Raw genomic sequence first — 22,785 nt, 5'->3', positions numbered from 1 at the left:
GCGCCGTCGTGATGGTGGATCAGATGGTGGAGGTGTCGATGACGAAGCGGTAGCGGACGTCGCTGGCGACCACCCGCGCATACGCCTCGTTGATCCGGTCGGCGCTGATCAGCTCGATCTCCGTGCCGATGCCGTGCTCCGCGCAGAAGTCGAGCATCTCCTGGGTCTCCGGGAGGCCGCCGATCATCGAGCCGGCCAGCGACCTGCGGCCGCCGATGAGGGCGAAGGGCGAGACCACCGTGGGGTTCTCGGGGACGCCGATCTGGACCAGGGTGCCGTCGGTCTTCAGCAGGCCGAGGTAGGCGTTGAGGTCGAGGTCGGCGGAGACGGTGTTCAGGATCAGGTCGAAGGTCCCCGCGAGGCGCTCGAAGGTCTCCGGGTTGGAGGTGGCGTAGTAGTGGTCCGCGCCGAGCTTGAACCCGTCCTCCTGCTTGCGCAGCGACTGGCTGAGCACGGTGACCTCGGCGCCCTTGGCGTGCGCGAGCTTCACTCCCAGGTGCCCGAGCCCGCCGAGGCCGACCACCGCCACCTTCTTGCCGGGGCCGGCACCCCAGTGGGCGAGCGGGGAGTACAGCGTGATGCCGGCGCAGAGCAGCGGCGCGGCCGCGTCCAGCGGGATGGCGGCGGGGATCCGCAGCGCGTAGCCCTCGTCCACCACCAGCTGGGTGGAGTAGCCGCCGTAGGTGGGCTGCCCGTCACGGCCGGTGCCGTTGTAGGTCATCACCGCGCCGAGCTGGCCGGTGCAGTACTGCTGCAGACCGGCGAGGCAGTTCTCGCACTCACGGCAGGAGTCGACGAAGCAGCCGACGCCGACCCGGTCGCCGACCGCGTGCCGGGTGACGCCGGGGCCGACCTCGGCGACCACACCCGCGATCTCATGGCCGGGGACCATCGGGAAGGTGCCCTCGCCCCAACCGTTGTTGACCTGGTGGATGTCGGAGTGGCAGATGCCCGCGAACGCGACCGCGATCAGGATGTCGTGCTCACCGAGCGCCCGACGGGGGATCGTGGTCCGCTCCAGCGGTGCCTTGGGTGCGGGGGCTGCGTAGGCGGGGACGTTCGTAGTGGTCATGCCGTCCAGCGTGCCTGCTTCCGGTGGTGGTAGCCAGCTCCTCCGTCAACGTACGACCGCCGTTCCTACCACTGGCAGAAGTACCTTCATACTTGCTGCCATGGACCAGCGCACCGAATTGAGCGAGTTCCTGCGCTCGCGCCGCGCCCGGCTGCAGCCGCAGGACGTGGGGATCTCCCACCACGGCGGGCGGCGCCGGGTGCCCGGGCTGCGGCGCGAGGAGCTGGCGCAACTCGCGGGCGTGAGCGTCGCGTACTACACGCGGCTCGAACAGGGGCACGGCGAGAACGTCTCCACCGCCGTGCTGGACGCGATCGCGGGCGCGCTGCGGCTGACCCAGGCCGAGCGCGAGCACCTGAGCCAGCTGACCAAGCCGGTGCAGCGGCGCTCGCGCAACTTCGCGCGCCGGCAGCGGATGCGGCCTGCGCTGCAGCAGCTCCTCGACGCGATGACGGACGTCCCGGCGTACGTCATCGGGCGGCGGATGGACGTGATCGGCTGGAACCGGCTCGCCTGCGCCCTCCTCGGCGACTTCGCCGCGATGCGCCCGGAGCAGCGCAACGTGGCCTGGCAGCTCTTCCTCTGCGCCGACTCCCGCGAGCTGTACGACGACTGGGAGGGCAAGGCCGCCGACGTGGTGGCCGCCCTGCGGGTGGACGCGGGCTACTACCCGGACGATCCCCAACTTGCTTCGCTGGTCGGCGAGTTGTCGATGAAGAGCGAGGACTTCCGACGCCTCTGGGCCGCCCACGACGTCCGGGAGAAGTGCTACGGCGTCAAGCAGCTCCACCACGGCCTGGTCGGCGGGCTGACCCTCACCTACGAGACACTGCTGGTGCCGGCCGATCCGGATCAGATGCTGGTCGTCTACCACGCGGAGCCGGGCTCGCCCTCGGCCGAGTCGCTGCGGCTGCTGGCCAGTTGGACCAGCGACGCGGTCGTGGACGAGCGAGCCTGAAGGACCGTCAGGTCGGCTGCGGGCCCGACGGGGCCGGGACCAGCCGTGAGGCCGTGACGTGGCAGACCACGACCGCCACGATCACCAGCGGCATGACGGTCACGCCGTCCGCCCCCAGCAGCAGGGTGGCCAGCAGGACCGAGGTCATCGGCAGCTTGAGCATCGCCACCGACATCGCCCCCATGCCCATCGCGGCGCCCGCGATGAAGGGGAGTCCCGGCAGGTGCGACAGCGCGAGTCCGCCGGCGGCGCCCAGGAACAGCGCGGGGAAGATCGGCCCGCCGCGGAAGGCCGACAGGCAGACGCAGTAGGCGATGCCCTTGCAGGCGATCAGCAGGGTCAGCGCACCCGCGGTGTAGCCGCTGGTGTGGAGCAGGAGTTGGGGCAGGTCGCTCTGGCCGGAGAACAGCACGTCGGACGAGCCGTGCCCGGTGGCCTCGGCGTAGGCGATGGCGGCGCCCGCCGTGACCAGGCCCATCAGCGGGGTCAGCACCAGCCGCTTGCGGTTCACCTGCGGCTGCAGGCGCAGTGCCAGGCGCTGGATGCCGATGCCGAGGAAGGCCGCTGCGACGCCGATGACCAGCGCCCAGCCGAACTGGCCGACATCGGGCCGGCTCACCGCGGGCAGGCTCGGGATGACCAGCGAGCCGGCGCTGAGCCCGGTCCAGGAGCCGAGGCCGATGAAGATCAGCGATCCGACACCGGCGGCCAGCAGGCCGGGCAGCAGGACGATGCCGAGCATCGGTCCGCCGAGCCCGGACGCCTCCATCAGCAGGAACGCGCCGAGCAGCGGTGAGCCGAGCAGCGCGCTGATGGCGGCGAAGCTGCCGGAGGCCGCCACCACCGCCTGGGTCCTGGCGTCGGCGTCGGGCTTCAGCAGGCGGAAGGCGCAGAGCGCCAGGCCGCCGCCGAGCGCGATCAGCGGGGCCTCCGGTCCGATCACGGCGCCGAGCGCGAGCGAGGCCACCGCCGCCAGCAGGATGCCGGGGAGTTCGGCCACGGTGGCTGCGCCGCCCTTGGTCTTGAGCCCCTCGGCCGGCTGGTGGCCGCCGTTGCCCGGCAGGTACTGGACGGTCAGGGCGACCAGCAGGCCGGCCGTCCCGAGCAGCGGCAGCGGCCACCACGGGGGCGCCCCGACGAAGCCGAGCGACTTCGGCAGGGTGGTGTAGAAGGTCCGCTGGAGCTCGTCGACCAGTTGGAGGAAGCCGTAGGCGCCGGCCGACAGGAAGACGCCCAGCACGGCGGCGATGACGAGGAGTACCAGGTAGCCCTTGGTGCGCAGCGGGCCGAACGGGTCCGCGAGCAGGGCGTCCGCCGCAGCGTCCGCGGTCGGCTCGTTCGTTGACGTCAAGGTGCTCCTCGGTGCCGTCTCGCTGGTGGGTGTCGGCTCTCGGAGCGGACGCGCGCGGCGCGGTGGGAGAGCGGCGACGGTCGGGTGGTGCGGGCCAGTGCCCGGCTTCCGGCTCGATGATGGCAGCAAGCCGCGCTGATCCGCCGCATTCACCGCGGCCCCGGCGCCGGATAACCTGAACGTTCGCGGCCAGCGAGGTGAGGACGGCTCAGTGCAGAGCGACCATGTGGAACCTGTGGCGTACCGGCCGACCGTCATCGTGGTCCTGGGCGTTTCCGGCGCGGGGAAGAGCACGGTGGGTTCGCTGCTGGCGGCGCGCCTCGGATGGCCGTTCGAGGATGCCGACGACCTCCATGCGCCGCAGTCCCGCGCGAGGATGGCCGCCGGCCACCGGCTGACCGACCAGGAGCGCGGGCCCTGGCTGCGGGCGGTCGCGCACTGGATGGACGAGCGGCTGCGCGCGGGCGAGTCGGCGGTGGTGGCCTGCTCCGCGCTCAAGCGGGCCTACCGGGACGTCCTGCGCGACGGGCGCCCGGAGGTCCAGCTGCTCTACCTGCGGGGAAGCCGGGAGCTCATCGCCAAGCGGCTGTCCGAGCGGCACGGGCACTTCTTCCCGGCCGGGCTGCTGGACAGTCAGTTCGCCGACCTGGAGGAGCCGTCGGCGGACGAGCAGCCGTGGGTGGCGCCGCTCACCGACACGCCGGAGGCCATCGTCGGCGCCGTCCTGGAGCGCCTGCGGACCCGCCGCGACTGACCGGGCCGGCTCCGGCGAGCGCGGGTCAGCGGGCGGCCCCCTGGGCCCTGCGGCGGCTGACCCTGCGCCAGAACGCCTTCTGGGTCTTGAGGGTGAGCAGCCCCACCACGATCAGCACCACGATGTTGAGCAGCAGTTGAAACAGCGAACCACGTGCCTCGGTCCAGCTGGAGAACGCGCACGAGACGCCGATGTCGGCAGCCGCCGGGATGGTGGTGACCGAGATGAAGACGCCGAGCAGCGCGCTCGTCCTGGACTGGGTGAGGGAGACGATCCCGACGATGCCGGCCAGTACCGCCACCACGACGGAGAAGAAGTTGGGCGTGTTGATCAGGTTGGAGACGGGCCTGACGCCCAGGTCGAACGCGCGGGGCTGCAGGCCCGCTCCCCGGACCAGCAGAGAGAACAGGAACGTGACGACCACCGCGAGCGAGAAGCCGATCAGCAGGGCGAGCAGGCCCTGCCGGACCCGCACCGCGTTCCGTTTCTCCAGGCCCAGGGCGATGCTGGTGATGGCGCCGTACTCGGGCCCGACGACCATCGCCGCGACGATCAGGATCTGTGAGTTGGTGATGATCCCCACCGACCCGATCAGACCCGCGACGATCAGGTAGAGGTAGAAGCTGGGCAGATAGGTGCCCTCCGCGCGGATGCGTGCCTCGACCTCCTCCCAGACCGGAGCGTGGGCGCGGGGGCCGAGCCGCTGCGCCTCCACCCGGGCCGCCGGCCCGGACAGCGCCATCTCCACCGGATCGACCATGATCGAGCCGCGGCGCTCCACGCCCAGGCTCCGCAGTCGACCCAGCGTCTCGTTCGCTGCGCCGGTCAGCACATCGCACTCGACGGCTTCACCCGCCGGGTTGCGCGCGGCACCGGGGTGGACGAGCAGGTTGAAGACGTAGTGATCGGCCGACAGCAACCCGACCGTCTCGTCGGCCAGTTCGGGCGGAACCACCAGACGCACGTGGATCATGTCCATCCGGCCATCCTCACCCCGGCCGTCCAGCGACCCCGCAGAGCCAACCGGATGTCCACCATACGAGCGACACCGGCTGAGCCGCCCGGGCGCGAGCCGCCCGAGCCGCGCGAGCCGTCGAACGGCCTCGGCCGACGGCATTCGGGGTACGGCCCGCCCTGCCGGCTTGACTCGGCGGACCGGGGCCAACAGAGTCGTGCCGGCAGCACGAACCGCACCTGTCGGCCCCCGACCTCCGCCCGTCGGCAGGTCCCTGTCGTCCGGCGGGCCTTGGGACATGGCAGGCAACGATGATCGCTGACCTTCTCGTCATCGGCACCGCGATCACGCTGGGGCCGCTGCACAACAGCGTCTTCATCCTGCTGCTCTCCGCGGAGCGCGGTGTCCGCAAGGGGCTCGCCTTCATCCTGTCCTGGCTCGCGAGTCTGGTCCTGGTGATCGTCGCGGTGATGCTGCTGACCGGCGGCACGCCTCCGGCGCAGCACGATGCCCCCTCCACGGCCGTCCTGTCGGTGAAGCTGACGCTGGGCCTTGGTTTCGTCCTCTACGGAGAACGCCGACGCCGGCGGCCCAGTCGCCCCCACCGACCGCCCCGGTGGCAGGCGAGGCTGGACGAGGTCTCCGGCTGGACGGCGGCCGGACTCGCGATCCTGCTGCAGCCCTGGGGGATGGTGGGCGCCGGCGCAGCCTCGGCGGTCGACGCGAACCTGTCCTCGGTCGCTGCCACCCTCGCCCTGACGGGGTACTGCGTGCTGGCGACCGCCAGCCTGCTGGTGATGGAGCTGTACACGACGTTCGCACCGGCTGCCGCCGGGGCCCGACTGCGGGGCCTGCGCGATTGGCTGGACGGTCACCAGGAGCAGACGATCGTGACGATCTCGCTGCTCCTGGGCCTCTGGCTGGTCGGCCACAGCATCTACCAGCTCGTCAGCTGAGAGCGGCGCCGACATCGTTAGCCCGGCTGGTGGAGATTCCCTCCCTAAACGGGACGGCGCCGCGTGCCGGTCCGCCCGGCGGGGGTGACCGGTGGTTCCTTTCCTGTTTGGAGGCCGCCGCCCGGCGCTTCGGGGCGGCTGTGGAACAGGCCCGCGAACCCCGCCTCTCAAACGCCGAAGGAGAAGTCGTGGTGGCAGAACGTACCGGTGAGGCCCGCGGAGTGCTCTCCGCCCAGCTCCTCGCCGGGCAGAAAGCACTGGTGACCGGCGCCAATTCGGGCATCGGCAAGGCGACCGCGATCGCCCTCGGCCGGGCCGGGGCGGATGTCGTGGTCAACTACGTGGTCGGCGCGGACCAGGCCGAGGAGGTCGTGGCGCAGATCAAGGGCTTCGGCGTGCGCGCCTACGCGCACGAGGCCGACGTCTCCGACGAGGACCAGGTCGTGGGCATGGTGGCGCGGATGGTCCAGGAGTTCGGCACCATCGACCTCATGGTGGCCAACGCCGGTCTCCAGCGGGACTCGCCCGTCATCGGGATGACGATCGCGCAGTGGCAGAAGGTCATCGACGTCAACCTGACCGGTCAGTTCCTGTGCGCGCGCGAGGCCGCCAAGGAGTTCATGCGGCGCGGGGTCGTGCCGGAGGTCTCCCGGTCGGCGGGGAAGATCATTTGCATGAGCTCGGTGCACCAGATCGTGCCCTGGTCGGGCCATGTGAACTACGCGTCCTCCAAGGGCGGGGTGGGCATGCTGATGCAGACCCTCGCCCAGGAGCTCGCCCCCCACAAGATTCGGGTCAACGCCGTCGCCCCGGGCGCCATCCGCACCCCCATCAACAAGGACGCCTGGGAAACCCCGCAGGCCGAGGCCGACCTGCTGCGGCTCATCCCCTACGGCCGGGTCGGGGACCCGGACGACATCGCCGACGCGGTCGTCGCCCTGGCCTCGGACCTCCTCGACTACGTGGTCGGCGCCACCCTCTACGTCGACGGCGGGATGACCCTCTTCCCCGGCTTCGCCACCGGAGGCTGACCCGGCCCGACGCCGTCGCGCGCCGGCCCCCGGCCCGACGCCCTCGGGCGGGCCGGCTCTCGCTCCACCTCCCGTACGCCGCTGCGCGAACCAGTGAGGCGCTCATGCAACCCACCACCGCCGCCGCCCTCCTGGCGAACGCCCCCGCCCAACTCCTGCCCGCCCGGGAGCTGATGGCCTTCACCCTGGCCTCCCACATCCTGCTGGTCCCGTTCGGCGTGGCGCTGCCCGCCATCACCTTGCTGATGCACTACCGGGGACTGCGCCGGGGCGACGTCGTCGCCCTGAAACTCGCCCGGCGCTGGTCCGCCGTGATGGCCGTGCAGTTCGCCATCGGGGTCGTCACCGGTACCGTCCTCTCCTTCGAGTTCGGCCTGCTGTGGCCCGGCATGATGGGGCGTTGGGGCGACGTGTTCGGGCTCGGGTTCGGCGTCGAGGCCTGGGCGTTCTTCCTGGAGGCCGTGCTGATCGCGATCTACCTCTACGGCTGGCGCCGGCTCAAGCCGTGGACGCACTTCTGGCTGGGCCTGCCCCTGCCGCTGACCGCCCTGATGGGCGCCTTCGGCATCATCGCGGCCAACTCGTGGATGAACACCCCGCGGGGCTTCACCCTCGACGCCGCGGGCAATCCGGTCGATGTCACCGTGCGGCAGGCGATCTTCACACCGATGTTCGGCCCCGAGTACTGGCACTTCGCGGTGGCGATGTTCCTCACCGCCGCGTACGTGGTCGCCGGCGTCTACGCGGTCGGCTGGCTGCGCGGGCGCCGCGACCGCTACCACCGGCTCGGCTTCACCCTGCCGTTCACGGTCGCCGCGATCCTCACCCCGATCCAGTTCGTGCTCGGCGACTCCATCGCGCGCTCGGTCTTCCACAAGCAGCCGGTCAAGTTCGCCGCCCTGGAGATCGTCTGGAACACCGGCACCCACGTGCCGGAGTACATGTTCGGCCGGCTGAACTCCGACGGCACCGTCTCCGGCGGCCTGAAGATCCCCCAACTCGACTCGATCCTGGCCGGGTTCAAGCCCAGCACCCAGGTCACCGGTCTCACCTCGGTGGCAGCCGACGACCGCCCCACCGCCACCCAGGCCACCATCGCCCACTGGGCCTTCGACCTCATGGCCCTCATCGGCAGCGTGCTGATCCTGCTCGCGCTCTGGTACGCCTGGTGCTGGCTGCGCCACCGCGACCTGCCCCGCTCGCGCTGGTTCTTCCGCTGCGCCGCCGTCGCGGGGGCGGCCTGCCTGTTCACCGTGGAGTGCGGCTGGATCGCCACCGAGGTCGGCCGCCAGCCCTGGATCGTCTACTTCAACACGCGGGTCTCCGACGCGGTGACCACCACCAAGTCCGGTTCGCTGTGGACGATGTTCGGCGTCGTCGCGGTGGTGTACGTGGCCGTCTTCGGGTCCTTCCTGGCGGTGCTGCTGAAGATGCGGACCCGCTGGCGGATCGCCGACGCCGCGTCGTCCCCCACCGCTCCGGCGCCGGAGCTCGACACGCCGTACGGCCCGCGCGGTGAGCCGGTGCCCACCGCGGCCGCGCCCGGTGGGAACGGCGAGCGGGCCGACGGGGGCGAGTCCTGATGGCGGACCTGATCGCCTGGGTGCTGGTGCTCGCCGTCGCCGCCTACGCCTGCGCGGGCGGTACCGACTACGGCGCGGGCTTCTGGGACCTGGTGGCCGGGGGAGCGGCCCGGGGCGAGCGCCCCCGCCGGCTGATCGACCACGCGATGGGACCCGTCTGGGAGGTCAACAACGTCTGGCTGGTCTTCGTCCTGATCCTGATGTGGACCGGGTTCCCGACCATGTTCGAGGCCGTCTTCGAGGCCCTGTGGCTGCCGCTGGCCCTCGCCGCCGTCGGCCTGGTGCTGCGCGGCGCGGGCTTCGCGCTGCGCAAGCCCGCCCACCGGCTCTCCCGACGGCGGCTCTACGGTGCGGTGTTCGCGATCTCCTCGCTGCTCACCCCGTTCTTCCTCGGGGCCGTGCTGGGCGGGATCGCCTCGGGCCGGGTCGCGGTCGGCGTCACCGCCTCCGCGGACGCCTGGGCCAACCCCACCTCCGTCCTGACCGGCCTGCTCGCCATCGGCGCGGTCGCTTTCCTTGGCGCCGTCTTCCTGTGCTGCGACGCGCGCCGCTTCGGCGCCGACGACCTCGTCGGCTACTTCCGGCTGCGCGCGCTGCTCGCGCTCGGCGCGATCGTGCTGCTGGCGCTGATCGGCCTGCCGGTCACCCATGGCGACGCGCACTACGTCTGGCACGGGTTCACCGGCGGGCTCGGGCTGCTGTTCGTGCTCCTCGCGCTGGCGAGCGGCATTGTCACCGCCGTGCTGCTGGCGCGCCGCTCCTACCGCTGGTGCCGGTACACCGCCGTGGCGAGCGTGGCGCTCACCGTCTTCGGCTGGGGCTTCGCGCAGCGGCCCTACCTGCTGCCGACGTCCCTGACGGTGGCCCAGGCGGCCGGTGCCTCGACCACCCTGGGCTGGCTGGTGATCGTCACGGTGGTGGCGATCGTCCTGGTGGGACCGGCCGTGGTGCTGCTCTACTGGATGGACACGCACGGCGAGTTGGAGTCCCTCAGCGACGCCGACACCCAGGCCGCGCCGGCCGCTGGCGACAACCTCTAGCGGAGCCGTTCGAGGATGCGGTCGCCGACCCGCAGGGCGTTGGCGATGGCGGTCAGCGACGGGTTCACGGCGCCGATGCTCGGGAAGAAGCTGGTGTCGACCACGTAGAGGTTGTCCAGGTCGTGGGCCTTGCAGTCGACGTCCAGGACCGAGGTGCGGGGGTCCGTGCCGAACCGCACGGTGCCGGCCTGGTGCGCGGTGGCGCCGATCGGCATGCCCTTGTGGAGGTAGAGGCTGTGGTCGAGCAGCCGGTGGGGGTGCATGCCCAGCTGCCCCAGCATGCTCTGCAGCTTGTGCTGCAGCCGCTTCAAACCGATCATGTTGTTCTGCTCGTCGATGCTGAGGTGGATGGCGCCGTCCGAGTCGAGGGTGACCCGGCTGTCCGGCAGCGGCAGGTCCTCGCCGCAGAGCCAGAAGTCGACGGCGTGGTGGGCGAGTACCTCGAACGGCAGGTCGGGTGAGATCTTGCCGGCCCAGCGCGGTGCCTCGCCGTGGATCTGCGCGGCGTCGGACTTCCCGAGCATCTGGATGCCGCCGAGCGGGAACTCGAAGTCGTCCGCGCCGAGGTACCAGTCGTGCAGCGCCAGGGTCTTCTGGAACCGGGTCGGATTGGGCTCCTTGGAGACCGCCATCAGCGCCAGGTTGTTGTGCCGCATGTAGTGGCGGCCGACCATGTCCGAGCTGTTGGCCAAGCCGCCCAGGTGCTGCTCGTTGGCCGAACGCAGTAGCAGTGCGGCCGAGTTGACGGCCCCGCAGGCGACCACCACGAGGTCGGCGGCGAACCGCCCGGTCGAGCCGTCCGCGAGCTCCGTGACCACCGCGGTGACCCGGCGACCGGTCGGATCGGTCTCCAGGCGGCGGACGTTGGCGCCCGTGACCAGCTCGACGTTGGCGTGCTTCAGCGCGGGGTCGACGCAGATCACCTGGGCGTCCGACTTGCCGTTCACCAGGCACGGGAACCCGTCGACCCGGTTGCAGCGGATGCAGACGCTCTCATGGGTGGCCCCGCCCTCGGCGTCCTGGGTGAGGTTGACCCCGATCGGCAGGTGGAAGGGGTGCAGGCCCTGCTTCTCCAGGTCGTCGCTGAGCTGCTGGATGCGGGGCTCGTGCCGCACGGGCGGGTGGGCGTACGGGGCACTGGCCGGTCCCTCGGTGGGGTCCTCGCCGTGCTCGCCGTGCACCAGGTAGAGGTGCTCGGCCTCGGTGTAGTACGGCTCCAGGTCCTCGTAGCGGATCGGCCAGGCCGGCGAGACGCCGTCGTGATGGCGCAGCACACCGAAGTCCTCGGGCCGCAGCCGGAACAGCGCGGCGCCGTAGAACTTGGTGTTGCCACCGACGTAGTAGTTGACCTCCGGCTGGAACGCGCGGCCGTTCGCGTCGTACCAGGACTCGGGAGCGAGGTACTTGCCCTTCACGAAGACGGCCGTGGAGTCCCAGTTGTCGAGCTCGCGGGGCAGGTAGCCGCCGCGCTCCAGGATCAGGACCCGCTTGCCCGAGGGCGCCAACCGATGGGCGAGCGTGCCGCCGCCCGCACCGCTGCCGATGATGATGACGTCGTAGTGCCTGTCGTCAGCCATCTCTCTCCTTATGGGGGTTCAAGGGGATCTCAGAGGATCGCGATCGGATTGACCGGGGAGCCGGTGGCCGTGGGCAGCCGCAGCGGGGCGATCACGCAGAGGAAGGACCACCGGCCGGCGGCTTCGCAGAGCGGCACCAGGTCCTCGAACTGCAGGTAGTCCAGCAGGTGCAGGCCCATCGCGTGGATGCCCAGGACATGCACGGGGAAGTCGACGCCCTCGGTCGTACCGGGGGCGGTGTCGCTGTTGCCGTCGCTGCCCAGCACCGCGACCCGGCGCTGTGCCAGGAACTCCATCGCCGTCGGGTGCAGACCGGCGCGGGCCTGGGCCGTGTTCCACGAGCCGAGCTCGCCCCGGCGGCGGCGGTGGCCCACCCGGACGAAGAGCAGGTCGCCCTCGGTGACCCGGACGCTCTGCGCGGCCTCGGCGGCGCAGAGCTCCTCGCCGGTGACGTGCTCCCCGGGCTCCAGCCACGGCACCCCGCGCAGCCGGGGGATGTCGAGCAGAACGCCCCGTCCCACGATCCCGTCGTGCGCCAGATCGATGGACAGCTCGCTCGCGCCGCCGCTGGTCAGCGTGCTCGCGGGCACACCGCCGTACAGCGTCCCGTCGTAGACGACGTGGCAGAGGGCGTCGATGTGGCTGTCGACGTCGCCGTGCACGTTCATGGCGATCCGGTCGCGCGCGAAGTCCAGCCCGCTCGCTTCGATGGACCCGCGGACGGCGCCCGTCATGAGGTGGTCGCTGGGCTCCGGATTGTCCGGGCCCGGCCGGGTCTCGATCGGCGCGGCCATGGTCACCGTGCGGCCCGACCGGACCTCGCCCACCGCGGCCAGCACCTGCCGGTGAGTGACGGTGGCCAGAGCTCCCTGCGCGGGGCCGCCCGGCCCGCGCTCGCGCCGGACGCGCTCGTACAGCGCGGCGAACTCGGCGGCGGTCAGCGGGGGCGGTGCCGGGCCGGTGCGCGAGGTGGCCATCGGCGGTGCTCCTCTCGGCGGGCGCGCTCGGGGCCGCCCGGTCAGCGGCCCTGCGCGCTGTCGAGCGCCTCGTCGAGGGTGATCGCGGCCATGATCAGCGACAGGTGGGTGAACGCCTGCGGGAAGTTGCCCAGCTGCTCCCCGCTCGGGCCGATCTCCTCGGCGAACAGGCCGACGTGGTTGGCGTAGGTACGCATCTTCTCGAAGGCGTACCGGGCCTGCGGGAGCCTGCCCGCCCGCGCCAGCGCGTCCACGTGCAGGAAGGTGCAGAGGCTGAAGGTGCCCTCGGAGCCGCGCAGGCCGTCCGGTGAGGAGGCCGGGTCGTAGCGGTAGACCAGGCTGTCGGAGACGAGCTTGCGGTCCATCGCGTCCAGCGTGGACAGCCAGGCCGGATCCTTGGGGGCGATGAACCCGACCCTGGGCATCAGCAGCAGCGAGGCGTCCAGGACGTCGCCGTCGTAGTGCTGGACGAAGGCCCGCTCCGACTCGCTCCAGCCGCGCGCCATCGCCTGCTCGAAGATGGCGTCCCGGGCTTCGGTCCACTTCGCGGTGTTGGCCGGCCGGCGGAAGATCTCCGCCGCCTGGAGGGCGTGGTCGAGGGCGACCCAGCACATCACCCGACTGTAGGTGAAGTCCTTGCGCCCGCCGCGCGTCTCCCAGATGCCCTCGTCGGGCCGGTCCCAGTTGTCGCAGAGCCAGTCCAGGGTCTGGGCCAGCGCCTTCCACCCCTGGTAGTTGGCCTGCTGGGCGATGTGGCGGCCCTGGGCGAGCGCGTAGACCGCCTCGCCGTAGATGTCCAGCTGGAGCTGGTCGGCCGCGCCGTTGCCGGCCCGCACCGGGTACGAGCCGCGATAGCCCTCCCAGTGCTCCAGGCTCTCCTCCGGTAGGTCCGGGTCGCCGTCCACCCGGTACATGGTCTGCAGCGGCTCACCCCCGGCGCCCGCCCGCTCGCGCAGCCGGGCGACCAGCCAGTGGATGAAAGCGGTCGCCTCGTCGACGAACCCGAGGTCCAGCATGGCCCGCACCGACAGGGCGCCGTCGCGGACCCAGGTGTAGCGGTAGTCCCAGTTGCGTTCCCCGCCGACCTGCTCGGGCAGGCCCATGGTGGCGGCGGCGATCAGGGCCCCGGTGGGCGCGTAGGTGAGCAGCTTGAGGGTGATGACCGAGCGGTGCACCAGCTCGGGCCAGCGGCCGCGGTAGGTGGAGGTGCGCAGCCACTCGCGCCAGAACTCCACGGTCTCCCAGAGCTGTGCCGTGATGCCGTCGGTCGTGGGGGGCTCTGGCGCCTCGCCGCCCGGCTCGCACACGGTGAACGCGACGCACCCGTGCTCGCCGGCGTTCAGCGTGACCGTCCCCGTCACGTCCTGGCCGTCGCGCTCCAGCGCGAAGGTGCTCTGTACGTACGCGCTGATTCCGGGCGCCCGGAACACGCCGCCCCCGGCACCGAGTTCCAACTGGTGCTCGGCGCGGCCGTAGTCGAAGCGCGGGCGGCAGTCGAGGGTGAACGTCACCGTGCCCCGGACGGCCCGCGCGACGCGGATCATCGTGTGCCGGTCGGTCGCGACAGCAGTCCGGTCCGGCGGCATGTAGTCGAGCACCTCGCCGACGCCGTCCGGCGACATGAACCGGGTGACCAGGACGGCGGTGTCCGGGTAGTAGAGCTGCCGGTAGGTGATGTCGGGGTGCTCGGGCGCCAGCCGGAAGTAGCCGCCCTTGTCGTGGTCCAGCAGGGCGGCGAAGACGCTGGGCGAGTCGAATCTGGGCGCGGCGAACCAGTCGATCACGCCCTGCGCCGAGACGAGGGCGACGGTCTGCAGGTCGCCCACCAGGCCGTGCTCGGCGATGGGTGGGTAGCGGTCCATGGGTTGCTCCGCACTGTCGGGACGCCGTCGGGATGCCCCCTCTGACCACTATCCGGCAGGGCGCGCGGTCGCGCATGGGCTGAGCGGGTTGGGCCCGGCGGGCGAAAAACCGGGGGATTCGAACCCGGATGGACGTGTCCGGTTTGACTCTGCCGACGTGGGCCCGCACGCTCCCGGAGGTGACGACCAATCAGATCCTCGTCGGCGTGGGCCTGACCGTGCTGCTCGCCGTCGGGTCGCAGATTCTGGCGGGTCGGCTGCGCATCCCGGCGCTCATCGTCCTGCTGCCGGTCGGATTCGCCGGCGGCGCGCTGTTCGACGACCTGAACCCGCAGCGGATGCTCGGCGCGGCGTTCTCGCCCCTGGTGTCGCTCGCGGTCGCGGTGATCCTCTACGACGCCGGCCTCGGGCTGGACCTTCGGAAGCTGAAGGGCCACACCCGGCGCGTCGTCGTCCGGCTGATCTGGGTCGGCGTCCTGCTCAGCTGGCTGGCCGGGACGGCCCTCGCGATTCCGCTGCTGGGGATGGACCGGGGGTCGGCCCTGATGCTCGGCGCGATCCTGGTGGTGTCCGGGCCGACGGTGGTCGGGCCGCTGCTCGGCTTCGTGCGGCCCAAGGACCGGCTGCAGCACATCCTGGTGTGGGAGGGCTCGCTGATCGACCCGGTCGGCGGCATCCTGGGCGCGCTCGTCTTCCATCTGGTCGACGCCGGCACCGGGCACCGGTTCGGCACCGGCGCGCTGAAGTTCCTCGGCAGTGTGGGGATCGGGCTGCTCGGGGGCGTCGTCGGGGCCGCCGTGCTGTGGCTGCTGTTCCGGTTCGTGCGGCTCGGCGCGGTGATCGGCACCACGGCGCAACTCGCCGCGGTGATCGGGGTGGCGGCCTTCTGCGACGCGCTGCGCGACGACACCGGGCTGATCGCCGCCGTGGTGATGGGCCTGGCCGTGGCCAACCTGATGAGCTTCGGCGTGCCGGCCCGGCGGGTGTTCTTCGAGACCCTGGTCAGCCTGATCCTCGGCCTGCTCTTCATCTCGATCTCGGCCACCGTGACTCCGCAGTCGCTGAGTCATGTGGCCCTTCCCGCGCTGGCCCTGGCCGCCGTCCTGGTGGTCGTCGTCAGGCCGATGGTCGCTCTGCTCTCGACCCTCGGCACGGACCTGTCCCGGGGTGAGCGGGGCTTCGTCGGGTGGATGGCGCCGCGCGGCATCGTCGCGGCGGCGACCGCGTCGACGTTCTCCGCCAGCCTGGTGGCGAAGGGGATCGGCGGCGCCACCAAGATCCTGCCGGCCACCTTCGTGGTCATCGTCGCGACCGTGACGCTGTACGGGTTCACCGCCGCGGTGGTCGCGCGGCGCCTCGGTGTGGTGCGGCCGTCGCGCTCCCGCCCGCTGCTGGTCGGCGGTGAGCCGTGGGTGGTGGAGCTGGGGCTGGCGCTGCGGTCGGCGGGTCTCGAGGTGCTGATGTGGGCGGGTCTGGAGGAGCAGCGCGAGCGGATCGGTAAGGTCGGCCTGGAGCTGGCGCCGGGGGAACTGCTGGCCGCCGCCACCGGGGAGGGGGCCGAACTGGAGGGCATCACCTCGGTGTTCCTGCTCACGGCCGAGGACGACTTCAACGCCCTGGCGGCGGCCGTGCTGCGGGGGAGCTTGGAGGGGTCGGTGCACCGGGTCGGGGCGCCGCGCGAGAGCGTCGGCGTGGTCGCCCCGTTCCTCGGCGGCGAGGTGCTGTTCGGCACGGAGCTCACCGGGGCGGCGCTGGCCGGCCGGTACCAGGGCGGCGCGGCCGTGGTGGCCCGGCCGGCCGGCCAGCAGGTGCCGGCCCGCTGGGAGACGCTCTTCGTGGTGCGGGGGGATGGCCGGCTGGAGCCGGTCACCCAGGCGCACCGCCCGGTGCCGGGGGAGGGGGACACCGTCGTCCTGCTCTCCCCTTCGCGAGTTACGCCCGGTTGAGGCAGCAGACCCGGCTGATCTGCTGGGCGGCCAGCAGTTCCCGCTCCGCCTCCCGGTAGGCGGCCAGCCGGATCAGCGTCTGGGCCAGGGCCACCCGGACCCGGGCCTCGCCGCTCCGGTCGCCGAGGCGGCGCACCGCCGCCAGTGCCGCGCGCAGCGCGTCCGCCAGGTCGTCCAGCGCGGTCTCGCCGACCCCGCCTCCGACCCCGACGGCGTCCCCGTCCCCGAGCCCCGCGGGTGGGGCCGGCGGGCCGCTCAGCAGGGTGGGGTCGCCGGTCAGGATCCGGTGATGCAACTCCCTTACGGCCGTGGAGGGTTCGACCCCGAGCTCGGCGCGCAGCTCGCGGCGCAGCTGCTGGAAGGCGGCCAGCGCGTCGGCCTGCCGGCCGGCGCCGTACAGGGCGTGCATCAGGTGGCCGTGCAGGTTCTCGGCCCACGGGTGGCGGCGGACCATCGGGCCGAGGTCGGCAATGACCTGGCCGTAGGCGTGCAGTCGCAGCCTCGCCTCGGCGAGCTGTTCGACCGCCTGGAGACGTGCCTCGGACAGCCGATCCGCGCCGGCGGCCTGCCGGGCGCAGGCCCGCAGGCCGACCAGCGGCTCGCCCTGCCACAGGGCCAGCCCCCGGGCCAGCTCCTCGGCCGCCCGGGCCCAGTCGCCGTCCGCCAGTGCCGCCCTACCGCGCCGGGCGGCGTCCTCGAAGTCGTGCAGGTCCAGTTCCCCGGGTCGGACCTCGATCAGGTAGCCGTCCAGCGAGCGCCGGATCCGGGCGGCCCCGCCGTCGCCGAGCAGTCGGCGCAGCCGCATCACGTGGTTGTGCAGTGAGGCCGTGGCCGTGGCCGGCGGCCGCTCGCCCCACAGGGCGGCGACCAACTGCCCGTCCGGCACCGTCCGTCCGGCCTCGGCGAGCAGGACCGCCAGCAGGCTGCGAGTCATCGGCGCCCCGGCGGACAACTTCCCTTCTTGACAGGTCACTGTCACCGGCCCCAGCAGTGTGAACCTCATATCCGTACCCCCGTACGTTCATGCGCCAGCAGCACCACAGTGCCTTGCGGATCCTAGCGAACCGGCGAAAACGCAGGTGACAAGGGGTGGTTAGCACACCGTTACGGGCTGGTGAGTGGGTCGTACCAAGATCTTCCCAAGTCGGGTGAGCGGGCCGCGTCCGGGGACGCAGCCGGTGGACCGGCGCGCCGCGGTGACCCCGCCGCGGCAGTCACTTCCCCAGGGAAACCCTTTGAAAACACGAAACAGAGCGCGCGTACCCATAGCGCTGCTCGGGACGGCGGCCGTACTGGCCGCCTTCGCCCCGGCCGGTCCGGCCTGGGCGAAGACCTCGGACGGCCCGACGGCCGTCCCCGCGGCCGCCGGGCCCGACACCGTGGCGGCGGCTGACCGGGCCGGCGTGCTCGGCAAGGACTGGCAGCACTCCACCGACCGCGCGTGGACCACCTCGGGCGACGCGACCGGATTCCACCTGCTGGTGGCGGATGCCAAGGCCGGCTACACCTGGCGCACGGTGGCCACCCTGGCCGAGCCGGGCCTGGAGACCGACCAGTGGATCGGCAACGCCTGTGTGACCGGTTCGGGCAAGCGCGCGGTCGTCGTCTACGCGCCGCGGTCCTTCACCGACAGCCAGGACCTCTTCGACCGGGGCGGCTTCACCGCCGTGGTCGACCTGGACACCGGGGCGGTCACCAAGCTGCCCGTCAACGCGAGCCTGGCCTACTTCGACCCCGGCTGCGGAGCCGGTGAGACCGCGGTGGTGACCCAGGCCGCCGAGGACGGCACCGGCGCCCAGACCCAGCTGCAGACCGTGGACGCGGCCGCCGGCAAGGTGACAGCCACGGCCACGGTGGACGGGCAGGCCACCTCGGCGGTCCCGGTCGGCGACCGGATCGTCGCGGCGGCCGGGCACCAGCTGCTCGGCATCGCGTCCAACGGGACGGCGACCGCGCTGGCCACCACCAGCGGCACCGCGCTGCGCCTGCACCCGGACGCGGGAGGCGGGGTGAGCTACCTCGACCCGCAGGGCAGTGACGTGACGGCCCGGCAGCTGTCGGCCGGCGACAAGGTCAGCACGCTGGCGCACGGCAAACTCGGGCAGCTGGGGCTGACCGCGGGTGCGCACGGGCAGGTCTTCGTGACCGGGCAGGCGGACTCGGTTGCGAAGCTGCCGTCCGGTCTGAGCCGTAGTCAGGCCCCGGCCCAGGCCCAACTGTCCACCGAGGGAGGGCTGGTGATCAACCAGGCCGCTCCGCTGTCGCTGGCAGCCAAGGTGTCGGATCCGCTGAGCGCACCGGCGGCCGGGGCGCAGCCGGTGCAGATCGCGGCAACCTCGGCGGCCACCGGCAAGGCGGTCAGCTTCACGGTGCCGACGACCGACGCGGTCTCCGGCGGCGCGGGAGCCGCTCCCTCGCCGCTGCTGCCCTATATCGCGGGCGGTGCCCCGGTCGCGGACCGGGCCGCCAAGGCGCTCGCACAGAGCCAGAGTTCAGGCCAGAGCGCGGCCCAGAGCCAGAGTTCAGGCCAGAGCGCGGCGAAGGCCGCCGCCCTCAGCCCGGCGAACGACCCGGTCGACCAGGACCGCTACTGCTCGGTGCCGCGCAACGACCCGGGCAGCATGGTCTACCAGCCCACCCCCAACCAGGTGGAGTGGGCCGCCGACATGGCGATCCGAGGCCTGCTGACCTCGCCCAACATCAGCCGCCCGGCCAACTGGCACCAGTCCGGCCTGCCCGCCTGGTCCCCGCAGACCATGTTCCCGCCGGTGACGCTGACCACCGGCGGCCGGATCCCGGCCCAGGTGCTGCTCGGCATCCTGGCCCAGGAGTCCAACCTGTGGCAGGCCTCCTCGCACGCGGAACCCGGTGAGTACGGCAACCCGCTGGTCGGCAACTTCTACGGGGTCAACATCTACCCCGGCACCAAGGGGTACGACGCCACCAAGATCTGGAAGATCAACTGGGACGGCGCGGACTGCGGCTACGGCATCGGCCAGGCCACCGACGGGATGCGGATCGCCGGCCACGCCAAGCCCGGTGAGGCCCTGCTGCCCGCCAACTCGCAGCGCGCGGTGGCGCTGGACTACGCGACCGGGATCGCCTACTCCGCCGAGATCCTGGCGGAGAAGTGGAACGAGCTGCACCAGCCCGGCAACACCGTCACGCTCAACAACGACGACCCCGCGCGCCCGGAGAACTGGTTCGCCGCCGTCTGGGACTACAACGAAGGCTTCAACTTCCCCGGCGCCGGCGCCGCGAACTGGGGCCTGGGCTGGGCCAACAACCCGGCCAACCCCGACTACCCGGCCGACCGGCCCGCCTTCCTGGACAACAACCAGTACTCGGAGGCCGCGCACCCGCAGTACTGGTCCTACGAGGAGAAGGTGATGGGATGGGGTGCCTTCCCCATCGACACCGGCCGCTCCTACGACGACAACGGTGTGCAGAACAGCGGCAACACGCACGGCTACTCGGCGGCCTACTGGTCCACCGCGGCCAACCGGACGCAGGCGATCCTGCCGCCGCTGGGCACCTTCTGCAACGCCTCCAACGGCTGTGACCCGAACCACCTGACGAAATGCGCCACGCCCGGCTGCTACACCCCGTACTGGTACCACCAGTCCTCCACCGTCTGGAAGAACTGCGCGCTGACCGGCGCCTCGCTGACGCTCAACCAGTGCGGCACCGAGTACCTCACGTACAAGACGGTGCGGCCCGAGCCCGGCAACGCCGATCCGCACCCGGGACCGTGCGACACCGCCGGACTGCCGAGCAACGCGGTGATCGTCGACGAGCTCGCGGACAGCGTGCCGCGCACCCGCTGCGCCACCCGGGGCTGGACCAGCAAGGGCAGCTTCAGCTGGAGCTTCGGTGCGGACGAGAGCAACCACTACGAGGCCAAGGAGGATCTCCAGCAGATCGCCGGCGGCTTCGGCTCGCACTACTGGTTCTCGCACGGCCGCCAGCCCGGTGACTGGAACGACCTGCTGAAGACCACCGGCACCTGGACACCGGTGCTGACGAGCGGGCTGTACCAGGTCGAGGCCTACATGCCGTACCTGGGCAACAAGACCAAGTCCGCGCACTACCAGGTGACCACCCAGAGCGGTCAGGTCTACGACCGGGTGGTGGACCAGAGCGCGGCGATGAACGGCTGGGTCACCGTCGGGTACTTCCCGCTCGGGACCAACGCCAAGGTGGTGCTCACCAACACCACCGACGACACCACCTCGGGTGACACCACGGTGGCCTACAACGCGCTGGCGTTCGTCCCGTACGCCGGGAAGTACGTGCACCGGACGCTGACCGCGGCCTCCGTCTTCGATCCGAACCAGAGCCTGGACAGCAACATCCCGACCGTGATCGACACCCCGCTGCGCGACATGACCACGCTCTACAACTGGGCGATGGAGTGGACCAAGGGCGGCAACGACTGGGACAACCCGGGCTTCAGCCACAACGGCATCCTGGCCAGCCCGCCCTGCCCGGACAAGCAGCACATGGGCCTGAACTGCGCGGGCCCGGCCACCCAGGCCGCCGCCCAGGCCTGGTACAACCAGCTGGTGGCCGGCGGGCACACGCCCACCGCCGACGGCTCGGCGCCGGCGATGTCCGAGCCGGTGTGGATGGGCATGGCCAACCCGCGCCCCGACCCCGCCAAGACGCCGGCCGCGGCCTTCAGCGACCGCAACTCCTACAAGATCAAGTCCGACCTCGACGTCACCTTCGTGGTGGGCGGCGACGGCAAGATCGTCCCGGGCACCCAGCACGTCGACGGCGACACCCTGGTCGGCAACGCGCACCTGCCGAGCTTCGTGGTCAACCTGATCAAGGCGGTCAGCTCCGACTACGGCATCGCGGCCCCGGACCTGCGCTACAACGAGATCGACGCCTACCAGTACAGCGGCGGCAAGACCACCGCGGTCGACCCGCTCGCCGACGGCATCGTGCCCGGCCAGGCGTACCTGCCGCACCTACAGGGAGCCGACATCGACTCCACCGGCACGTGCGCGGAGGTCCGCTACGTGGGCGGAGGTGTGCACGGCTACCGGTCGATGACCGCCCAGCCCAGCACCGACGCCAACTTCCACGCGTGGCTGAACACGGTGGAGGCCGACCCGCGGGTGGAGAGCGGCCTGGGCAACGCGCTGGGCGACATCTACTCGATGTTCTTCAAGAACTCCGGCCCGGACGGCACCAACACCTTCGGCGCCACCATCGGCAACGCGCCGCCGATCTGGCACAGCATCAGCGCGGACTTCTGCGCCGACGGCACGGTCAAGACCACCCAGCAGCACTCGGACGGCGACATGACCCCGGTGGACAGCATCGTCTACCAGAGCTACATGCCCGACCTGTACCTCTACCTGGACGGCAAGCTCGTCGACGGCGCCGGGCACCCGACCAGCCAGCCGATCCACAAGGGCGACTGGAAGGACTTCTCCAACATCCCCGGCGTGAACAGCGACGCGGGCAACGCCTACGGCCAGTGCGACAACTCGCAGCGCGGCAGCGGCGGGAACCCGTGGAACATCGGCATCCCGTTCCCGGTGATCGGCAACGCCCCCGGCGACATCCCCAGCCACGTCGTGCACTGCGACGACCCGCTGACCCCCTTCAACACCACCTACACCCCCTGACCAGGAGGAGAACCCCCATGATCAAGCGCCTCGCGGCCATGCTCTCGCCGCTCGTCCTCGCCGGCGGCATGCTGATCGCCTTCCCCGGCACCAGCCAGGCCGCCACCGACTGCGCCGGGCTGACGCACATCTCCTACGCCGAGCGGTTCAACGACAGCAAGGGTGTGCCGATGGCCACCCTGTACATCTACAACAAGACCTCGGCCGTGATGTCGGACGAGCCGGCCTGCGCGATCCTCTACTCGGAGGGCGCGTACTACGGCCAGGCCAAGTACATGAGCATCACCATCTGCGACAACTACACCGGCGACCCCTGCGTCACCAACCGGGGCACTTTCAAGGACTTCGCGGGCCCGGTGGTGCAGAAGCGCGGTGGCTGCAGCACGGTGACCTACGAGATGAAGAACTCCAAGGGCGTGGTGATCGTCAAGGGGAGCGCCGGGGACCCCTGCGACTGACGCTCCGTTGGCGTATGACAGCTGGCGTATGACGGCGCCCCGCCCCATCCGGGCGGGGCGCCGTCGTACGCCGGGCCGCTACTACTCCCCGGTCAGCCGCCGGGGGTGTTCTCGCCCTGGGTGCAGGCGACATAGAGGGTGAGGTTCGCCGGCTCGTACCGCTTGTGGTCCTCGCTCTGCTGGAACTTGCGGACCGAGACGATCCAGCCGCTGGCGTCGGCGTTGGGCCGGCTCTCCAGCAGGTCGGCCGGCAGCGGGGCGAGGGTGTGGCCGGGCTGCGCGGTCAGGGCGTAGCCGCCGCTGAGGACGCTCTCCTCGGGCGGGCACATCAGCGTGTGCTGGCTGCCGTCGGCCCCGTTCGGGATGACGTCGCCCGTCACGGTCTGCGGCTGGACGGCGCCTCGGGTGGCGGCCGCCGCGCTGGTCGCGCCGGCGGTGCCGACGGTCAGCAGGGCTGTGGCCAGTGCGGCGGCGACCGCTGCGGTACGGATTCTGGACATAGGGGTGCTCCTTCGGTTCGCGCCCGGGTTTCGGCCATCACAGCACGGTCGGCCGCGTTCACCGCAGAGACACGCACGGTGACAGCGTGTCGCGTGGTTCTGAAGCAGCTTCGGCAGTGTCGG

General features: G+C 71.6%; 17 protein-coding genes. 9 read left to right on the top strand and 8 right to left on the bottom strand.

The features are described from left to right. Nucleotides 1–19 precede the first annotated feature (19 nt). A complete protein-coding gene (locus tag P3T34_RS07625) occupies nt 20–1,072 on the bottom strand; it encodes an NAD(P)-dependent alcohol dehydrogenase (RefSeq protein ID WP_280665227.1) in 1,053 nt (350 codons plus the stop codon). A 100-nt stretch (nt 1,073–1,172) separates the two neighbouring features. Between P3T34_RS07625 and P3T34_RS07620 the strand changes: the two genes are divergently transcribed. Continuing rightward, on the top strand, nt 1,173–2,030 hold the full coding sequence (locus tag P3T34_RS07620) for a helix-turn-helix transcriptional regulator (RefSeq protein WP_280665226.1): 858 nt from the start codon (nt 1,173–1,175) through the stop codon (nt 2,028–2,030). Nucleotides 2,031–2,037: 7 nt separating this feature from the next. On the opposite strand, the gene P3T34_RS07615 is transcribed toward P3T34_RS07620, so the two are convergent. Then, nucleotides 2,038–3,381 (bottom strand): chloride channel protein, encoded by a 1,344-nt coding sequence (locus P3T34_RS07615; RefSeq protein ID WP_280665225.1) that lies wholly within the window; start codon nt 3,379–3,381, stop codon nt 2,038–2,040. A gap of 211 nt (nt 3,382–3,592) precedes the next feature. Here P3T34_RS07615 and P3T34_RS07610 point away from each other — a divergent pair, with 211 nt between their 5' ends. Further along, entirely contained in the window at nt 3,593–4,135 is a 543-nt protein-coding gene (locus P3T34_RS07610; RefSeq protein ID WP_280665224.1) for a gluconokinase, read from the top strand. Between the two features lie 25 nt (nt 4,136–4,160). On the opposite strand, the gene P3T34_RS07605 is transcribed toward P3T34_RS07610, so the two are convergent. After that, entirely contained in the window at nt 4,161–5,114 is a 954-nt protein-coding gene (locus P3T34_RS07605) for a DUF389 domain-containing protein (protein ID WP_280665223.1), read from the bottom strand. Between the two features lie 287 nt (nt 5,115–5,401). Here P3T34_RS07605 and P3T34_RS07600 point away from each other — a divergent pair, with 287 nt between their 5' ends. From P3T34_RS07600 to P3T34_RS07585, 4 genes are all read left to right on the top strand, one after another. After that, nucleotides 5,402–6,046 carry a GAP family protein gene (locus P3T34_RS07600; RefSeq protein ID WP_280665222.1) on the top strand — a complete coding sequence of 215 codons (645 nt, stop codon included), beginning with the start codon at nt 5,402–5,404 and terminating at the stop codon, nt 6,044–6,046. A 191-nt stretch (nt 6,047–6,237) separates the two neighbouring features. Beyond that, nucleotides 6,238–7,077 (top strand): SDR family oxidoreductase, encoded by an 840-nt coding sequence (locus P3T34_RS07595; protein ID WP_280665221.1) that lies wholly within the window; start codon nt 6,238–6,240, stop codon nt 7,075–7,077. Between the two features lie 104 nt (nt 7,078–7,181). Next, nucleotides 7,182–8,660, top strand: a complete 1,479-nt coding sequence (locus P3T34_RS07590; protein ID WP_280665220.1) for a cytochrome ubiquinol oxidase subunit I — start codon at nt 7,182–7,184, stop codon at nt 8,658–8,660. Next, a complete protein-coding gene (locus P3T34_RS07585) occupies nt 8,660–9,700 on the top strand; it encodes a cytochrome d ubiquinol oxidase subunit II (RefSeq protein ID WP_280665219.1) in 1,041 nt (346 codons plus the stop codon). The genes P3T34_RS07590 and P3T34_RS07585 overlap by 1 nt, the downstream gene beginning before the upstream one ends. On the opposite strand, the gene P3T34_RS07580 is transcribed toward P3T34_RS07585, so the two are convergent. Genes P3T34_RS07580 through P3T34_RS07570 form a run of 3 tightly spaced genes read right to left on the bottom strand, consistent with a single transcriptional unit; the run spans nt 9,697 to nt 14,116 of the window. Next, on the bottom strand, nt 9,697–11,277 hold the full coding sequence (locus P3T34_RS07580) for a GMC family oxidoreductase (RefSeq protein WP_280665218.1): 1,581 nt from the start codon (nt 11,275–11,277) through the stop codon (nt 9,697–9,699). The two genes, P3T34_RS07585 and P3T34_RS07580, sit on opposite strands and share 4 nt — an antisense overlap. Nucleotides 11,278–11,306: 29 nt before the next feature. Then, the gene (locus tag P3T34_RS07575; RefSeq protein WP_280665217.1) at nt 11,307–12,254 is read right to left on the bottom strand and encodes a cyclase family protein; all 948 of its coding nucleotides are present in this window, start codon (nt 12,252–12,254) and stop codon (nt 11,307–11,309) included. 41 nt (nt 12,255–12,295) lie between these two features. Continuing rightward, nucleotides 12,296–14,116 (bottom strand): glycoside hydrolase family 15 protein, encoded by a 1,821-nt coding sequence (locus P3T34_RS07570; protein WP_280665216.1) that lies wholly within the window; start codon nt 14,114–14,116, stop codon nt 12,296–12,298. 179 nt (nt 14,117–14,295) lie between these two features. Between P3T34_RS07570 and P3T34_RS07565 the strand changes: the two genes are divergently transcribed. After that, nucleotides 14,296–16,062, top strand: coding sequence for a cation:proton antiporter (locus P3T34_RS07565; protein ID WP_280665215.1), 1,767 nt, complete (start codon nt 14,296–14,298; stop codon nt 16,060–16,062). Here P3T34_RS07565 and P3T34_RS07560 read toward each other — a convergent pair. Next, nucleotides 16,049–16,996, bottom strand: coding sequence for an AfsR/SARP family transcriptional regulator (locus P3T34_RS07560; protein WP_280665214.1), 948 nt, complete (start codon nt 16,994–16,996; stop codon nt 16,049–16,051). The genes P3T34_RS07565 and P3T34_RS07560 overlap by 14 nt on opposite strands. Before the next feature lie 301 nt (nt 16,997–17,297). Here P3T34_RS07560 and P3T34_RS07555 point away from each other — a divergent pair, with 301 nt between their 5' ends. Together P3T34_RS07555 and P3T34_RS07550 are read left to right on the top strand one after the other, a co-directional pair. Continuing rightward, a complete protein-coding gene (locus tag P3T34_RS07555; RefSeq protein WP_280665213.1) occupies nt 17,298–21,704 on the top strand; it encodes a hypothetical protein in 4,407 nt (1,468 codons plus the stop codon). Nucleotides 21,705–21,721: 17 nt separating this feature from the next. Next, on the top strand, nt 21,722–22,162 hold the full coding sequence (locus tag P3T34_RS07550; protein ID WP_280665212.1) for a hypothetical protein: 441 nt from the start codon (nt 21,722–21,724) through the stop codon (nt 22,160–22,162). A 92-nt stretch (nt 22,163–22,254) separates the two neighbouring features. Here P3T34_RS07550 and P3T34_RS07545 read toward each other — a convergent pair whose 3' ends face one another. After that, nucleotides 22,255–22,662 (bottom strand): hypothetical protein, encoded by a 408-nt coding sequence (locus tag P3T34_RS07545; protein WP_280665211.1) that lies wholly within the window; start codon nt 22,660–22,662, stop codon nt 22,255–22,257. Nucleotides 22,663–22,785: the final 123 nt, after the last annotated feature.

The sequence above is a fragment of the Kitasatospora sp. MAP12-44 genome, assembly GCF_029892095.1.
Lineage (GTDB): Bacteria > Actinomycetota > Actinomycetes > Streptomycetales > Streptomycetaceae > Kitasatospora.
Note: the sequence above shows the minus strand (reverse complement) of the source record. Positions and strands in the feature narration are given on the sequence as shown.

Bases quoted from the DNA above. Each gene is read 5' to 3' on its own strand.
- P3T34_RS07625 (WP_280665227.1), bottom strand. From the start codon at position 1,072: ATGACCACTACGAACGTCCCCGCCTACGCAGCCCCCGCACCCAAGGCA.
- P3T34_RS07620 (WP_280665226.1), top strand. From the start codon at position 1,173: ATGGACCAGCGCACCGAATTGAGCGAGTTCCTGCGCTCGCGCCGCGCC.
- P3T34_RS07605 (WP_280665223.1), bottom strand. From the start codon at position 5,114: ATGGACATGATCCACGTGCGTCTGGTGGTTCCGCCCGAACTGGCCGAC.
- P3T34_RS07600 (WP_280665222.1), top strand. From the start codon at position 5,402: ATGATCGCTGACCTTCTCGTCATCGGCACCGCGATCACGCTGGGGCCG.
- P3T34_RS07590 (WP_280665220.1), top strand. From the start codon at position 7,182: ATGCAACCCACCACCGCCGCCGCCCTCCTGGCGAACGCCCCCGCCCAA.
- P3T34_RS07585 (WP_280665219.1), top strand. From the start codon at position 8,660: ATGGCGGACCTGATCGCCTGGGTGCTGGTGCTCGCCGTCGCCGCCTAC.
- P3T34_RS07580 (WP_280665218.1), bottom strand. From the start codon at position 11,277: ATGGCTGACGACAGGCACTACGACGTCATCATCATCGGCAGCGGTGCG.
- P3T34_RS07575 (WP_280665217.1), bottom strand. From the start codon at position 12,254: ATGGCCACCTCGCGCACCGGCCCGGCACCGCCCCCGCTGACCGCCGCC.
- P3T34_RS07570 (WP_280665216.1), bottom strand. From the start codon at position 14,116: ATGGACCGCTACCCACCCATCGCCGAGCACGGCCTGGTGGGCGACCTG.
- P3T34_RS07560 (WP_280665214.1), bottom strand. From the start codon at position 16,996: ATGACTCGCAGCCTGCTGGCGGTCCTGCTCGCCGAGGCCGGACGGACG.
- P3T34_RS07550 (WP_280665212.1), top strand. From the start codon at position 21,722: ATGATCAAGCGCCTCGCGGCCATGCTCTCGCCGCTCGTCCTCGCCGGC.
- P3T34_RS07545 (WP_280665211.1), bottom strand. From the start codon at position 22,662: ATGTCCAGAATCCGTACCGCAGCGGTCGCCGCCGCACTGGCCACAGCC.